The sequence below is a fragment of the Spirillospora sp. CA-142024 genome (genome assembly GCF_050942325.1).
Taxonomy (GTDB): Bacteria; Actinomycetota; Actinomycetes; order Streptosporangiales; family Streptosporangiaceae; genus Spirillospora.
This window is the reverse complement of sequence record NZ_CP192077.1, coordinates 1,692,368-1,705,599: the sequence shown is the minus strand read 5'-3', so window position 1 is coordinate 1,705,599 and position 13,232 is coordinate 1,692,368. Positions and strand designations below refer to the sequence as shown.

The window sequence follows — 13,232 nt, the reverse complement described above, 5'->3', positions numbered from 1 at the left end:
TTCGCTTGCCGTGAGCGCGGTCACTGCGCCGTCCGGGGTGGGACGGCGGCGGCGGGGGGCGCGTCCTGCGCGGGAAGGACGGGAGCGGGGGCGGGAACGGGAACGGCGACGCGGGCGAGGTCCTCCGCCCAGGCCCGGTAGCCGGCGGGCGAGGGGTGGAAGCCGTCGGTGGCGAAGAGCCCGCGGTCGCGCGCCATCGCCTCGTCCATGGGAGCGTGGACCGCGCCGCATGCCGCGGCGGTCTCCCGCATGATCCGGTCCATGGTGCGGGCCCGCTCACCGAGGACCGAGCGGAGCGGACGCGGGAGGGCGGGGAACAGGTGCACCGGCGGCATCCCGGCGACGAGCACCTTCGCGCCCGCGTACCGTTCGCGCAGGACGCCGACCAGCTCGGCCACGTCGGTCGTCCAGCGGTGCAGCGAACGCCGCCGGATCAGGTCGTTGATGCCCACGGTGACGACCACGAGGTCCGGGGCGGAACCGTTCGCCGGCGGGACGAGACCGGTCGTGATCCTGCGGGCCGTCGCCCCGTTCTCACCGGAGACCGACCATGCCACGCCGCGCCGCAGGCGTTCCCGCAGCGCCACCGCCAGGAACCCGGGCAGCGCCTCCGTGTGCCGGCGGGCGCCGACGCCCACCGCGGTCGACTCGCCGATCACGACGATCCGGAAGGCCGGGCCCTTCCCCGGGTCGGCGCCGGCGACGAAGCCCTGCTCGTCGCCGGCCGCCGGGTCGAGCCGCGGTGTGCGGCGCACCGTCCGCCACGCCTGCACGACCAGCACCGGAGCGAGCGGGATCAGCATCGTCGAACGGGGGACGCGGACGCTGGCGAATGGTCTCTTCATCTGTTTCCCAGACTGCTGGATCGGCCCCCCGAGGCTCAGATCACCCGCTCGCTGAGCAGGCTTTTCGCAAGGTCCGCGATCACCTCCGCGACATACCCGTGACCGCGCGAGTTGAGATGGATTCCGTCGGCACTCCACATCGCGGGGTCGGCGACTTTCGCCACCGTTTCCCGCGCCGGAAACGGGATTCCGAACTCGGCGGTCGCACTCGCCAGCTCCGCATTGAAGTCATGAATCCGCTGCACGGTCCGTTTCTTGCGGAACTGCGAGATCGGGGATATGTCGAGCAGCGGCGGGCGCGGCACCGGGATGGCGAGCGCGACCGCGCCCCGCTCGCCGGCCCAGCCGAACAGCTCGCGCAGCCGGCCCGCCGCGTCCGCCCGCTCGAAGCCGCGCAGCGCGTCGTTCATCCCGCAGCCGAGCACGACGAGCCGGGGCCGCAGGTCCCGGACGGCGGGCAGCTGGTCGCGCACGACGTCCTCGACCGTCGCGCCGGGGTCGGAGACGTTGAGCATCTCCTCCCGGCGAATCGCCAGGTGACGGGCCAGTCGTCCGGCCCAGCCGAGCCACCCGCCGGCCGGGTCCGGATCGTCCTGGCCCTCGGCCACGCTGTCGCCGAGCACCACCATGGCGGGCCCGGCGGCGCCGGCCTCGGGCCGGCCGGCCATCACGCGACGAGGTCGAGCAGGTAGTCGGTGAGGTCGGTCACCGTCTCCCGCCGCCGGGCCTCGGCCACGTCGACCTCGACCTGGAGGTGGTCCTCGATGTCGCTGATGATGCTGATGGCGTAGACCGAGTCGACCCCGTAGCGGGCGAGTTCGACCGCCGGATCGATGTTTTCGGCCGGCCTGTCGAGGTAGAAGGCGATCCTGTCAAGAAGCCACGATTGAAGCTCGTCGTGGGAAATTGTTTCCGATCGGGTCACCGCACTCCTCCTTATGGCAGAGGATCATCGAATCAATCGCGATAGCTATCGGAAGACGAGCAACACGCAAGATACAGCCAAATGCAGGGCGTGTCTCGACCCGGATGTGAACGATCGGACACGGGCATGTCTCCGTCCCGTAAACCCAGTCAGTGACCTGGTAAAAACGGCAACAAGTTACTCGGTGGTAGCCAGTTCCGATATGGGCCCACCCGAACGACGGCCGGCCACGCCGTCCCCCCGGGTCCCATCGATCCGTCTACTCCCGCACAGCGTCCGGCGGCACGCTACCTGCGTCGTTCCCCAGCAGGCGCCCGCCGGTCGGCCGGCCTCGGCTCCCACCCTCCGGGCACGTTCCATGAGAATTTCGGACAACCCCCCAGATCCGCCCATCCAAGTCGAGTCAGGGATGCCTTGCCCGAAGGGAAGGAACACCTGTCCTCGCGGTATCAGTGCGTGCAGACCGTCAGGCCACGGGCACGGGCCCGGCCAACCGCGAGGCCACGGGGTTGGGTTCGCGAGCCTCGGCGAGCCGGTCCCGGACGGCCTGCGTGTGCCGCGTCCGCCAGCGGTGCGCCGCGAGGCGGTGGAATCTGGCGAGATGCGCGGCGGCGGGACGTGATCCCTCGCTGAGCGAATAGCCGTGGTGGAGCAGGCGGGAGTTGAGGACGTGCCCGACCAGATCCGCCTCCCACCCCTCCAGGCGGTCCCGCCATGCTCCGACGCGCCGGGTGTTGACGGCCTCATGCGTGCGCAGGTGCCATTTCCGTGTGGACGGCACCGTCCGCCGGGCGTGCTCGTACGCCCGCGTCATCTCGGGGTCGTACTCCTCGCCGATGAACGCGCACAGCTTCATCAGCGTGTCCTCGGGTTCGGCCACGAGATCCTCGTAGCGGAGCTCGTGGAAGGTACGGGGGCCCAGACGGGCGGCGAGGTTCGTGCCGATGTCGACCGCCTCCCGCCAGGTCAGCGCGGCGGCGTAGATGTCGCCCTTGAACCAGGGCATGCCCATCAGGGAACTCACCGCGTCCCGGCCGTCCCGGACGAGGTGGACGAACTGCGCGTCCGGGAACATCCGCTGGAGCATCGGCACCCGGCGGAAGTAGCTGGGGCGTTTGTCCCCCCACCGCGGTTTGCCGTGCCGCCGCGCGTAGGCGCGGAAGACGGCCGCGAGCGCCGACCCGAGCGTCGGCGGCCCGTGCACGATCTCCTCGATGACGTCGGCGGCGTCCAGCTCCAGGACCTTGAACTTGGTGTCCCGGCCGCCGGTGATCCACTCGGCCAGCGCCCGCCGGTTCTCGGCCCGCTCCAGGTCGCCGAACCCATGCCGCGCCTCGTACGAGGTGTGCACGAACCGTGTCTCGGACGGGAAAGCGATGCGCCGGTGCGAGTGCAGCATCTGCTGTAGCAGCGTCGTCCCCGATCGCGGACACCCGAGAACGAAGATCGGCCGAAAGGACTCCGTTGTCATGGCCGGCGAACGTACCCGCGGCCCCTGCAACGAAGCTCAAGCGAACCTCAACACATCCTGAGAGCCCGTAAAGCCACTCACGGATTCACCGCAGGACGCTCCGAAAGTTTCGGAGTATTGAACAGATCTTGATCACGACATGAGGCCCCCCATCGACATCATGAAGATTTCACAACAACGAAGTGCGATCTGCCAGGGAAGATGCCTCATCAAGGGCGATCATCAATTACGAAACATTTCCGAAACTGTTGACATGGTGATGGCGCCGAACCAACACTGACGCCGAGTTCACCCAGGGCGCGCCCCCTGGAACCCCCGTGAGCGAGGAGGCTCCCATGAACGACACCCTCGTCCGCCGCAGACACGCCCTCACCAGGCTCGGTCTCCGCACCAGGCCGGTCGCCGCCGTCTGCGCCGTGGCGCTGGCCGCGGCCGCGGCGGTCCTGCCCGGCACCGCCAGGGCCGACACGACCATCACCACGAACCAGACCGGCACCAACAACGGCTACTACTACTCCTTCTGGACCGACGGCGGCGGATCGGTCTCGATGACGCTGAAGTCCGGAGGGAGCTACAGCACCCAATGGAGCAACGTCGGGAACTTCGTCGCCGGCAAAGGCTGGAGCAATGGCGGACGCAGAAGCGTGAACTACTCGGGCAGCTTCAACCCGTCAGGTAACGCGTATCTCGCCCTCTACGGGTGGACCTCCAACCCGCTCGTCGAGTACTACGTCGTCGACAATTGGGGCACCTACCGGCCCACGGGAACGTACAAGGGCACCGTCACCAGCGACGGCGGCACCTACGACATCTACCAGACGACGCGGTACAACGCCCCTTCAGTCGAAGGCACCAAGACCTTCAACCAGTACTGGAGCGTCCGGCAGTCCAAGCGAACGGGCGGAACCATCACCACCGGCAATCACTTCAACGCATGGGCCGCCCACGGCATGAACCTGGGCAGCTTCAGCTACTACATGATTCTCGCGACCGAGGGATATCAGAGCAGCGGAAGCTCCAACCTGACGGTGGGCTGAAGCAACGGCGACACATCTGTGGCGCGGCACGCCTACCGGCCGCGCCACTCCGCCGGGGCGTCCAGAGTTTCCAGGAAAGCCGCGGCGGCCGGGGACGGGCCCAGGCGGCTCCAGATCATGTGCTCCACCCGGGTGGGGGGATCGCGGAGCTCGACGACGCGCAGGTCGGGAAATTCGGTGACGAATGCGGCGGGCAGCATGCCGACGCCCAGGCCGAGCCGGACCAGCCGCGCCACGAGAGCCGGGGTCGTCACCTCGAAGGCGACCTCACGGCTCACTCCGGCGGCGGCGAACGCCTCGTCCGACTGGGCGCGCCCGGCCGTACCGGCGGAGAAGTCGACGAACACCTCGTCCGACAGCCGGCGCAGATCCACGTCCACGGCGTCGGCCAGCGGATGGCCGGGCGCGACCACCGCGACGAGCTCGCCCTGTGCCAGGACGCGGCCGTGGACGCCCTTCGGCCGGACGTCGCGCGGCAGCCCGAGGAGGGCGATGTCCATCGTGCCATGCCGCACGCGTTCGGCCAGGTCATCGCTCCCTCCCACGCGTAGCGTGATCCGCACCTGCGGATGGCGGACGTGGAAGCTCTTCAGCGCGCCCGGCAGGTCCACCGCCGTCACGGTGGGGATGGCGCCGATGGCGAGCCGGCCGCGGATCTCCCCGGACACCGCCGCGACCTCGGCGCGAGCCCGCTCCGCGGCGTAGAGGGCCTGCCGGGCGGCGGGCAGGAACGCCTCGCCGGCGGGCGTCAGCCGGACCCGGCGGCTGGTGCGGTCGAAGAGCCGGGCGCCCAGCTCCCGTTCCAGCCGGGCGATCTGGTGGCTCAGCGCGGACTGGACGACCCGGCAGCGCTCGGCCGCCCGGGTGAAGTTCGCCGTCTCGGCCACCGCGACCACGTAGCGCATCTGCTGGAGCTCCATCGATCCATCTTGTATCGAGATCGATGAGATGACAAACATGTGTTGGACTCATTGATCGCGCCAGGGCGAGACTTCCGGCATGACTTTGAGGACTGACATCCGCATCGAGCGACCTCATTCGACATTGCGATCATGGCTGGGGGTCTCCGCGATCACGGCCAGCCTGTTCGCCTTCCTCACCACCGAGCTGATGCCCGTCGGCATCCTCACTCCGGTGAGCACGAGCCTGGGCATATCGGTTGGAGTCGCCGGGCTGATGGTCACGGTGTACGGCGTCTCGGCCGGGCTGGGCGTGCCGTTCATCGTGGCGTGGAGCAGGCGTGTCAACCGGCGCGTCCTGCTGTCCGCGCTGCTGGCGGTACTGGCCCTGGGCAACCTGGTCACCGCCGTCTCGCCGAACTATCCGCTGGTTCTCACGACGCGGCTCATCATGGGATTCGCCAGCGGCGTGTTCTGGGCCATAGGTGTCAGCATGGCGATGCGTCTCGTTCCGGAACGCCATGCGAGCAGGGCGGCCGCGGTCGTGATGTCCGGCATCTCGATCGCCGCGGTGGTGGGCATGCCGCTGGGAACATTCCTGGAGGACCTCACCAGTTGGCGGGCCACGTTCCTCATCTGGAGCGGCCTCGGTGCGCTGGTGTTCGTCGCGGTCACCGTGATGATTCCTTCATTGCCGTCGGAGAACGCCGTTCCGGTGCGGGAGGTCTTCACGCTCCCGCTCAAGAACGTGCGGCTGCGTTCGGTGATGTTCACCATCGTGCTGTTCGTGCTCGGCCATTTCGGGGCGTACACATTCGTGCGGCCGTTCCTGGAGGACAATTCGTCCATCACGCCGGGCGCCATCACCGGGCTGCTGATGGTCTACGGCATCGGAGGCGCAGCAGGGAACTTCGTCGCCGGGCATACCGCGACCAGGAATCTGCGGGCCACCTTCATAACCGCCTGCTCGGGACTCGTGGCGTCCCTGCTTCTGCTGCTGGCGATCGGACACTGGCAGGCCGGTCCGTTCATCGTGCTCGTCCTATGGGGAGTCTCCTTCGGCGCCTGGCAACTGTGCCAGGTCAACATGACGCTCGCCGCCGCGCCCGACACCTTCGAGGCCGCGATGTCCCTCAACACAATGGCCTACAACACGTCCATCGCGCTCGGCGCGCTCTTCGGCGGACTGTTCGCCGACCATGTCGGCGTCAGGAGCGTCCTCTGGTTCGGTGTCGCGCTGACGGCGGCATCGCTGCTCGTCACACTCCTCACCCGCCGGGCCCCGGCAGGCACGGTCCCCGCCGACGCGGTGCCCGTCGGCAAGTAATCCGAATTGGCACGGATAAAGGCGCGCCCGACACCCGGGCGCGCCTTTCCCTAGAGGCGGGGGCGGGACTCGAACCCGCATCACCAGGCTTATGAGACCTGCATGCTCCCGTTGCACTACCCCGCAGCGATAAGACAATGCTAAGACGCCACCCGGCCCCACCGCCAATGGTTTTTCCGCACATTTCCGGTCTCAGCAGATGCGGGGTAGGGGGTCGCCGACCAGGAGGTCGACGATGCGGGTGCCGCCGAAGGCGGTCTTCAGCAGGACGAGGCCGGACGGGTCGTCCGTGACGCGGCCGATGACGGCGGCGTCCGCGCCCAGCGGGTGGCCGCGCAGGGCCGACAGGGCCGCGTCCGCCGCCTCGGGGGCGACCACGATCACGGCGCGGCCCTCGCACGCGACGTACATCGGGTCGATGCCCAGGAGTTCGCAGGCGCCGCGCACGGCGGGACGCACGGGGATCGCGTCCTCGTCCACCACCACGGTCGCGCCCGAATCGGACGCGAACTCGTTGAGGACGGTCGCCACACCGCCCCGGGTGGCGTCCCGCATCCGGCGGACGCCGCCGGGGCACGCGACGGCCACGTCGGCGAGCAGGCAGTTCAGCGGCGCGGTGTCGGACGACAGGTCGGCCTCGATGTCGAGCTCGCCGCGCGCCAGCATGACCGTGACACCGTGCTCGCCGATCGGCCCGGTCACGAGCACGGCGTCACCCGGGCGGATCTCGCCCCGCGGCGGGGAATGGGCGACCCCCACGCCGGCCGTGTTGATGTAGCAGCCGTCGGCCTTCCCGCGCTCGACGACCTTGGTGTCGCCCGTGACGATGTCCACGCCCGCGGCCTCCGCGGCGAGCCGCATCGACGCGGTGATGCGGCGCAGGTCCGCGACCGGGAAGCCCTCTTCGAGGATGAACCCGGCGGACAGGTGCAGCGGGGTCGCCCCGGAGACCGCGAGGTCGTTGACGGTTCCGTTGACGGCCAGGTCGCCGATGTCGCCACCGGGGAAGAACAGCGGCGACACCACGTACGAGTCGGTGGTGAAGGCCAGGTCGGCGCCGTTCACCGCGAAGCGCGCCGAGTCGTCGAGCCGGTCCAGCAGCGGGTTGCCGAACGCCTCCCGGAACACCGCCTCGATCAGCGTGTGGGTGGCCTTGCCGCCGGAGCCGTGCGCGAGCGTGATCGTGTCGTCGCGGAGCCGGGCCTTGCGGCTCCGGGCGCGCTCGATGCGTTCGAGGACCTGCTCCTCGCGGATGATCATCGGATGGCCTCTCTGACCCGCTCCCGGGTGAAGCGGCCGAAGTTGTAGTAGGCGGCGCAGGCGCCCTCGGACGAGACCATGCACGTCCCGATCGGCGTCTCCGGTGTGCAGGCCGTCCCGAACACCTTGCACTCCCACGGTTTCAGGACGCCCTTGAGCACCTCGCCGCACTGGCACGCCTTCGGGTCCGCGACCCGCCCGCCCGGGATGTCGAAGATGCGCTCGGCGTCGAAGGCCGCGTACTCGTCCCTCATCCGGAGCGCGGAGTGCGAGATGAAGCCGAGCCCGCGCCACTCGAAGTAGGGACGCGGCTCCATCGTCCGGCCGATGACGTCCAGCGCCTTGGCGTTGCCGTCCCACGGGACGACCCGGCCGTACTGGTTCTCGACCTCCGACCGCCCCGAAGCGAGCTGCAGGAGCAGCATGTGCACGGACTGCAGCAGGTCCAGCGGCTCGAACCCGGCGACCACCAGCGGCTTGCCGTAGTCGCCCGTGATGAACGAGTACGGCCGGCAGCCGATGACCGTCGAGACGTGCCCGGGGCCGAGGAAGCCGTCCAGCCGCAGGTCCGGCGAGTCGAGGATCGCCTTGATCGCCGGAAGGATCGTCACGTGGTTGCAGAACACCGAGAAGTTCGTCACCCCGGCCGCCGCCGCCCGCAGCACCGTCATCGCGGTGGACGGCGCGGTCGTCTCGAACCCGATCGCCATGAACACGACCCGCCGCGACGGGTTCCGTTCGGCGATCTTCAGCGCGTCCAGCGGCGAGTACACCATCCGGATGTCCGCGCCGGCGGCCTTGGCGTCGAAGAACGAGCCGCCGCCGCCCGGCACGCGCATCATGTCGCCGAACGACGTCATGATCACGTCCGGCTGGGACGCGATGTGGATCGCGTCGTCCACCCGCCCCATCGGGATCACGCACACCGGGCAGCCGGGCCCGTGCACCAGCGAGATGTTCTCCGGCAGGTAGTCCTCGATGCCGTGCTTGTAGATGGTGTGGGTGTGGCCGCCGCACACCTCCATGAACTTGTACTGCCGGCCGGGCTCGCACAGGGACGCGATCGAGGCCGCGAGCGCCCGCGCCTTCTCCGCGTCCCGGTACTCGTCGACGAAGCGCATCAGTCGATCCTCGATTCCCGCAGTGCGTCGATCTCGTCGTCGTAGGCCGCGCCGATGCCCTCCAGCATCGTCAGCGTCGCCCGCGCCTCGTCCTCGTCGATCTTGGACATGGCGAACCCGACATGGATGAGCACCCAGTCGCCCGGGGCGAGCCCCTCCCCGTCCAGCAGGCCGATGTTCACCGCCCGCCGGACGCCGGTCACGTCGACCTTCGCCAGCGGACGGTCCGGCATGATCTCCACGATCTCGCCCGGTATCGCCAGGCACATCAGCGGGCCTCCCGGGTCAGTTCCGCCTGTGTCAGCTCCCACAGGGCGTGGTAGACCGTCGTCTGCGCCTCCTGGATGCGGTGGACGGACGACGACGGCACCACGAACAGGTGGTTCAGGCCGGGCGTCTCCGCCATCTGCCCGCCGGTGTAGCCGGCGAGGCCGACCGTCACCATCCCGCGCCGGGTCGCCTCCCGCAGCGCGGCGATCAGGTTGTCGGAGTTCCCGCTGGTCGACAGCGCCAGCGCGATGTCGCCGGGCCGCCCGAACGCGGCGAGCTGGCGGGCGAACACCACCTCGAACCCGACGTCGTTGGACAGCGCGGTGACGACGGCGACATCGGTCGTGAGCGCCAGCGCGGGCAGCGGCCGCGCGGGCCCGCCCGGGTTGAGGAACAGCGCGGCGACGTCCTGCGCGTCGGTCGAACTGCCGCCGTTCCCGAACGTGAACAGCCGGCCGCCGGACCGGAAGGCGGCCGCCATCCGCGCGGCGCAGACCGAGAGTTCCCCGCCGTACTTCTGCAGGACGGTCTCGCGGAGCCGCACGATGTCATTGGCCTTCTCCAGCGTCGAGCGGCGGACGTCCTCCATGAGGGTGTCCAGCCCCGACCCGCCCGCGTAGAGGAACGGATAGAGCATCTCGGTCACGTCACGACCCCGATCGCCTCCTTGGCGTGGACGAGCACGGTGCCGCCCACGGCGGTGTCCACCAGTGCCACGCTGACCTGTTCGAGCCGCCCGCCCCCGACGTCGACGTCGGCGAGGCCGCCGTCGAGCAGCCGCACGACGACGGCCGGGACCGCCTCGTCCGCGCAGGTCACGCAGTGGTCGCCCGTGCAGTCCGTCACGCGCCCACCTCCTGGCCCAGCACGCCGGGCTGCTCAAGGAACACGTGCACCAGTTCCCAGAGCACGTGGTAGGCCGTGACGTGCACCTCCTTGACGACGCGCGGGTCGTCGGACCGGACGGTCACCAGATGGTCGGCCGCCCCGGTCAGCGCTCCCCCGTCCCCGCCCGTCAGCGCGACCGTCAGCATGCCGAGGTCCCGGGCGCTCTCCATGCCGCGCAGGACGTTGTCGCAGCGGCCGTCCGGCGAGATCCCGAACGCGATGTCGTCCGGCCCGCCGAAGCAGCGGACCTGGTGTGCGAAGACGTCGCCGAACCCGGCGCCGGCGCAGACCCCGGTGAGGGTCGCGACGTCGCCGGTGAGCGACAGCGCGGGCAGCGCCCGCTTCCCGACGATCACCGGGTGCACGAACTCGACCGCCACGTGCTGCGCGTCGGTCGCGGCGGCGCCGTTGCCGAAGGTGAACAGGCGCCCGCCGCGGTGGAAGCGGACCGCCATCGCGTGGCAGGCGGCGGCGAGGGCGTCCGCGTCCCTGGCGAGCGCGGCGCCCGGTTCCACGCGGCGCCGGAACACCTCCGCCACGGTCATCGGGTCGTCCGATCACATGTCAGCGGTTCCATCACATGGACTCGGCCTTCATGTACCGGCGCAGTGCGGGCATCTCCTTGACGAGGACGACCAGCACGGTGAGTACGAACAGTGCGACCATCAGCCGGATCATGCCCGGACCGATGCGGATTCCCTTCCTCATTTCTCCACTCCCCTCTCTGTGAGTTCCTTCGCGAGCAGCCGCTCGATAAGCAGGACCGCCTCGCCGACAGCCGCGCCGACCGGCGCGCTGAGCTTCATCTCCCACGTGGCGTCCGTGGTCCGCGCCGACGGTTCGCACGCGACGAGCAGGATCCGCGCCGGTACCGGGCCGTTGTCCCTGGCCAGCCGCAGCACCTGCGCGGGGTCGAGACCGTGCGCGTCGACGGCGACGCCGCCGAAGCTGTCCGGGTCTGGCTCGACGAGCGACACGGTGCCGGGCTCGTGCCCGCGCGCCGCCGCGTCGACCAGGACGACGGTCTCGTAGCCGTCCCCGAGCGCGTACATCAGGTCGATGCCGCGGATGCCGAAGTCGGTGACGTCCACGCCGGGGGGCAATGTCCGCTCCGCCAGCCTCCGGACGACCTCCACGCCGAACCCGTCGTCGCCGTGGAACACGTTCCCGATGCCCGCCACGAGCACCTTGCGGGACGGTGCGTCCCCGGCCAGCGGCTCCACCTCGTCCAGGCCGACGAAGAAGCGGTGCCCCAGCTGGTTGCGGGGGCCGAGGTCGCGGCCCGGGTCGTCGTCGAGCGCGACCACCAGGTGCAGCCTGCCCTCCATGTCCTCGTCGACCCGTTCGACGGTGGCGGTGCGCCCGACGAGGGCGAGGTCGAAGATGTCCGCGCCGCGACCGCGCGGGCACAGCCGGACCCGGCTCCCGGGCGCCATCTCCCGCCCGCCGGCGACCGTCCTTCCGCCGCTCACCAGACGTCCTTCCGCGGGTCGCGCAGGGTGCCGTGCAAGGCGAGCAGCTCGCCGGACGACAGGGCGCCGCACCGTTCCAGGATCTGCCGCGCCTTCGGGTCGGTCGCCGCCATCTCCCGCCGCTCCTCCTCGGTGAGGCTGAGCACGCTGAGGATCAGCAGCCGGTCGATCTCCGTCCCGTCGAACAGGTCGCCGGGACTCTCCGGCGCCACCTGCGGCCAGTCGTACAGGACGATCGGCGCCGCGAGGACGGTGTCGTGGCTGCCCGGCTCCCCCGCGAGCACCGGCCACAGCCCGTCCTTGCCGCACCCGGCAGCGGCCTCGGCCAGCTCGTCCGGCGGGTCGGTCAGCGAGACGAACGCCCCGTCCCGGGTGTTCGCCACCACGTGCGCGCACAGCATTCCGGCGTTGACGGCCTCTTCACGCCCCTCCGCGTCGCCGCTGTTGACGACGTCGATCCGCAGCCGCACGGCACCGTCCCCGGCGGGTTCGGCGGACACGCCGACCCATCCGTCCACCCGCCCCCAGTCCCGCACGAACCGCACACCCGCTCGGCCGCCGTTGATCGCACGCACGTTCGCGGCGGTGAGCTGTTCGGCCTCCTTGCCCGGCGCTATCGCGACCGGGATCCGGGCCGGGCTCTCCAGCAGGCGCTCGATCGCGATCCGGTCGGTGGTGATCTCGCGCTCACGGGCCTCCTGCCAGGTGGTGTACGTCTCGTCCCCTACCTGGAGCTCGTCCGTGGGGGTGTCGCCGTTCATCACCTGGCGGTGGACCGCGTGCAGGAAGCGCAGCGTCACCTCGACATCGGTGCCCGGTGTCGTCTCCAGCAGGAACTCCGCATGGACGTTCCAGTGGTCGTTGGCGTTGTCGGCGTACGGGCGCGGGTAGACCCCGCCGATCGTCCAGCGCTGCCGGTTCTTCAATGACGACCGGCGGTAGGGCCACAGCAGGTAGCCCTCGTACAGGACCGCATCCGCGATCGCCCTTATGTGGTCCACTCTTCCTCCTCCTCGCGGAGCGTCTCGGCGCGGCGAAGGAGTTCGTCGACCGTGTCGTCGAACGAGGAGTGCGCGCGCCGTGCCCGGTAGGCGGAGAGACGGGCGAAGCAGTCGTCGTCCAGGCGAAGCCAGCGGGCCGTGCCGTAGTAGCGGCCCATCAGGTCCCGCCACACCTGGACGGGCAGGACGCCGGTGGCCTCGTGGTGCCATGGGATCTGCCCGGTGCGCAGCCTGCCGTCCTCGCCCGGGTAGAAGACCGTGCCGTTGAAGGTGAGGTCGAGCGGGACGTCGCCGCCTCCGAGCGCGTGCAGGTAGCGGTCGGCCGCCACCTGCATGTCGTGCCCGCACGGCAGGGAGAGCGCCACCTCCGTTTCGCCGCGGAACGTCGGCACGGTGACGCCGACCCGCGCCCACGTCAGCCCCTGCAGCGACCTGTCCCACATGTCCGGCGTGCCGAACACGCCGGCGAGCCGGTCGCGTTCGGCGTCGTCGTAACCCCGGCGGGCCGCCGCGATCGTCACGGTCGTGGTGAGCAGGACGCACTGGACGGGCCCGCCGTCCATCCGCCGCAGCCCGATCCGCAGGTTCAGCGTCGGCGTCGCCGCGAACGTCTCCGCCTCGATGCCGAGCAGATCGAGCCCCAGCTCCGGCAGACCACTCCCCCCGCTCATGCCGTGCTCCTTCGAGGGGGGACGCCCCCCCACGGCCCCCCGGTT

At 70.2% G+C, this 13,232-nt stretch carries 17 protein-coding genes and 1 tRNA gene; 2 read left to right on the top strand and 16 right to left on the bottom strand.

Annotation, left to right across the window (positions count from 1 at the left end; all coding sequences use genetic code 11):
* Nucleotides 1-20: 20 nt before the first annotated feature.
* From ACQPZP_RS08365 to ACQPZP_RS08350, 4 genes are all read right to left on the bottom strand, one after another.
* Entirely contained in the window at nucleotides 21-845 is an 825-nt protein-coding gene (locus ACQPZP_RS08365) for an SGNH/GDSL hydrolase family protein (protein WP_433477053.1), read from the bottom strand.
* A 35-nt stretch (nucleotides 846-880) separates the two neighbouring features.
* Nucleotides 881-1,513, bottom strand: coding sequence for an SGNH/GDSL hydrolase family protein (locus ACQPZP_RS08360; protein WP_433467120.1), 633 nt, complete (start codon nucleotides 1,511-1,513; stop codon nucleotides 881-883).
* Nucleotides 1,513-1,770 carry an acyl carrier protein gene (locus ACQPZP_RS08355; RefSeq protein WP_021593239.1) on the bottom strand — a complete coding sequence of 86 codons (258 nt, stop codon included), beginning with the start codon at nucleotides 1,768-1,770 and terminating at the stop codon, nucleotides 1,513-1,515. The genes ACQPZP_RS08360 and ACQPZP_RS08355 overlap by 1 nt, the downstream gene beginning before the upstream one ends.
* A gap of 466 nt (nucleotides 1,771-2,236) precedes the next feature.
* Complete coding sequence (locus tag ACQPZP_RS08350; RefSeq protein ID WP_433477052.1) at nucleotides 2,237-3,241, bottom strand: sulfotransferase family protein; 1,005 nt, start codon at nucleotides 3,239-3,241, stop codon at nucleotides 2,237-2,239.
* 335 nt (nucleotides 3,242-3,576) lie between these two features.
* On the opposite strand from ACQPZP_RS08350, the gene ACQPZP_RS08345 reads away from it, so the two are divergent.
* Complete coding sequence (locus tag ACQPZP_RS08345) at nucleotides 3,577-4,278, top strand: glycoside hydrolase family 11 protein (protein WP_433477051.1); 702 nt, start codon at nucleotides 3,577-3,579, stop codon at nucleotides 4,276-4,278.
* 32 nt (nucleotides 4,279-4,310) lie between these two features.
* Here ACQPZP_RS08345 and ACQPZP_RS08340 read toward each other — a convergent pair whose 3' ends face one another.
* Nucleotides 4,311-5,198 carry a LysR family transcriptional regulator gene (locus ACQPZP_RS08340; RefSeq protein WP_433477050.1) on the bottom strand — a complete coding sequence of 296 codons (888 nt, stop codon included), beginning with the start codon at nucleotides 5,196-5,198 and terminating at the stop codon, nucleotides 4,311-4,313.
* Nucleotides 5,199-5,277: 79 nt separating this feature from the next.
* On the opposite strand from ACQPZP_RS08340, the gene ACQPZP_RS08335 reads away from it, so the two are divergent.
* Entirely contained in the window at nucleotides 5,278-6,504 is a 1,227-nt protein-coding gene (locus ACQPZP_RS08335; RefSeq protein ID WP_433477049.1) for an MFS transporter, read from the top strand.
* Nucleotides 6,505-6,558: 54 nt separating this feature from the next.
* Here ACQPZP_RS08335 and ACQPZP_RS08330 read toward each other — a convergent pair.
* The 11 genes from ACQPZP_RS08330 to ACQPZP_RS08280 all read right to left on the bottom strand — a co-directional run bounded on the left by ACQPZP_RS08330 (nucleotide 6,559) and on the right by ACQPZP_RS08280 (nucleotide 13,187).
* Nucleotides 6,559-6,630, bottom strand: a tRNA-Met gene (locus ACQPZP_RS08330).
* Between the two features lie 66 nt (nucleotides 6,631-6,696).
* Nucleotides 6,697-7,764, bottom strand: a complete 1,068-nt coding sequence (gene hypE / locus ACQPZP_RS08325; RefSeq protein WP_433477048.1) for a hydrogenase expression/formation protein HypE — start codon at nucleotides 7,762-7,764, stop codon at nucleotides 6,697-6,699.
* A complete protein-coding gene (gene hypD / locus ACQPZP_RS08320; RefSeq protein WP_433477047.1) occupies nucleotides 7,761-8,885 on the bottom strand; it encodes a hydrogenase formation protein HypD in 1,125 nt (374 codons plus the stop codon). The genes hypE and hypD overlap by 4 nt, the downstream gene beginning before the upstream one ends.
* Complete coding sequence (locus ACQPZP_RS08315) at nucleotides 8,885-9,154, bottom strand: HypC/HybG/HupF family hydrogenase formation chaperone (protein ID WP_433467108.1); 270 nt, start codon at nucleotides 9,152-9,154, stop codon at nucleotides 8,885-8,887. The genes hypD and ACQPZP_RS08315 overlap by 1 nt, the downstream gene beginning before the upstream one ends.
* Nucleotides 9,154-9,792: a D-sedoheptulose-7-phosphate isomerase gene (locus ACQPZP_RS08310; protein ID WP_433479569.1), complete on the bottom strand. Its 639-nt coding sequence runs from the start codon at nucleotides 9,790-9,792 to the stop codon at nucleotides 9,154-9,156. The genes ACQPZP_RS08315 and ACQPZP_RS08310 overlap by 1 nt, the downstream gene beginning before the upstream one ends.
* 5 nt (nucleotides 9,793-9,797) lie before the next feature.
* Nucleotides 9,798-10,001 carry a HypC/HybG/HupF family hydrogenase formation chaperone gene (locus ACQPZP_RS08305; RefSeq protein ID WP_433477046.1) on the bottom strand — a complete coding sequence of 68 codons (204 nt, stop codon included), beginning with the start codon at nucleotides 9,999-10,001 and terminating at the stop codon, nucleotides 9,798-9,800.
* Entirely contained in the window at nucleotides 9,998-10,588 is a 591-nt protein-coding gene (locus tag ACQPZP_RS08300; protein ID WP_433467105.1) for a D-sedoheptulose-7-phosphate isomerase, read from the bottom strand. Before ACQPZP_RS08300 ends, ACQPZP_RS08305 begins: the two co-directional genes overlap by 4 nt.
* 31 nt (nucleotides 10,589-10,619) lie before the next feature.
* Nucleotides 10,620-10,751, bottom strand: coding sequence for a hypothetical protein (locus ACQPZP_RS08295; protein ID WP_433467104.1), 132 nt, complete (start codon nucleotides 10,749-10,751; stop codon nucleotides 10,620-10,622).
* Nucleotides 10,748-11,515 carry a hydrogenase maturation protease gene (locus ACQPZP_RS08290; RefSeq protein ID WP_433477045.1) on the bottom strand — a complete coding sequence of 256 codons (768 nt, stop codon included), beginning with the start codon at nucleotides 11,513-11,515 and terminating at the stop codon, nucleotides 10,748-10,750. The genes ACQPZP_RS08295 and ACQPZP_RS08290 overlap by 4 nt, the downstream gene beginning before the upstream one ends.
* Entirely contained in the window at nucleotides 11,512-12,516 is a 1,005-nt protein-coding gene (locus ACQPZP_RS08285; protein ID WP_433477044.1) for a hypothetical protein, read from the bottom strand. The genes ACQPZP_RS08290 and ACQPZP_RS08285 overlap by 4 nt, the downstream gene beginning before the upstream one ends.
* Nucleotides 12,504-13,187 carry a DUF6084 family protein gene (locus ACQPZP_RS08280; protein WP_433477043.1) on the bottom strand — a complete coding sequence of 228 codons (684 nt, stop codon included), beginning with the start codon at nucleotides 13,185-13,187 and terminating at the stop codon, nucleotides 12,504-12,506. Before ACQPZP_RS08280 ends, ACQPZP_RS08285 begins: the two co-directional genes overlap by 13 nt.
* Nucleotides 13,188-13,232 lie beyond the last annotated feature (45 nt).

What these genes read in the sequence shown, in the direction of transcription:
- ACQPZP_RS08315 (WP_433467108.1), bottom strand. Translation starts at nt 9,154, where the DNA reads ATGTGCCTGGCGATACCGGGCGAGATCGTGGAGATCATGCCGGACCGT.
- ACQPZP_RS08300 (WP_433467105.1), bottom strand. Translation starts at nt 10,588, where the DNA reads ATGACCGTGGCGGAGGTGTTCCGGCGCCGCGTGGAACCGGGCGCCGCG.
- ACQPZP_RS08335 (WP_433477049.1), top strand. Translation starts at nt 5,278, where the DNA reads ATGACTTTGAGGACTGACATCCGCATCGAGCGACCTCATTCGACATTG.
- ACQPZP_RS08295 (WP_433467104.1), bottom strand. Translation starts at nt 10,751, where the DNA reads ATGAGGAAGGGAATCCGCATCGGTCCGGGCATGATCCGGCTGATGGTC.
- ACQPZP_RS08310 (WP_433479569.1), bottom strand. Translation starts at nt 9,792, where the DNA reads ATGCTCTATCCGTTCCTCTACGCGGGCGGGTCGGGGCTGGACACCCTC.
- hypE (WP_433477048.1), bottom strand. Translation starts at nt 7,764, where the DNA reads ATGATCATCCGCGAGGAGCAGGTCCTCGAACGCATCGAGCGCGCCCGG.
- ACQPZP_RS08365 (WP_433477053.1), bottom strand. Translation starts at nt 845, where the DNA reads ATGAAGAGACCATTCGCCAGCGTCCGCGTCCCCCGTTCGACGATGCTG.
- ACQPZP_RS08280 (WP_433477043.1), bottom strand. Translation starts at nt 13,187, where the DNA reads ATGAGCGGGGGGAGTGGTCTGCCGGAGCTGGGGCTCGATCTGCTCGGC.
- ACQPZP_RS08345 (WP_433477051.1), top strand. Translation starts at nt 3,577, where the DNA reads ATGAACGACACCCTCGTCCGCCGCAGACACGCCCTCACCAGGCTCGGT.
- hypD (WP_433477047.1), bottom strand. Translation starts at nt 8,885, where the DNA reads ATGCGCTTCGTCGACGAGTACCGGGACGCGGAGAAGGCGCGGGCGCTC.
- ACQPZP_RS08360 (WP_433467120.1), bottom strand. Translation starts at nt 1,513, where the DNA reads ATGGCCGGCCGGCCCGAGGCCGGCGCCGCCGGGCCCGCCATGGTGGTG.
- ACQPZP_RS08340 (WP_433477050.1), bottom strand. Translation starts at nt 5,198, where the DNA reads ATGGAGCTCCAGCAGATGCGCTACGTGGTCGCGGTGGCCGAGACGGCG.
- ACQPZP_RS08350 (WP_433477052.1), bottom strand. Translation starts at nt 3,241, where the DNA reads ATGACAACGGAGTCCTTTCGGCCGATCTTCGTTCTCGGGTGTCCGCGA.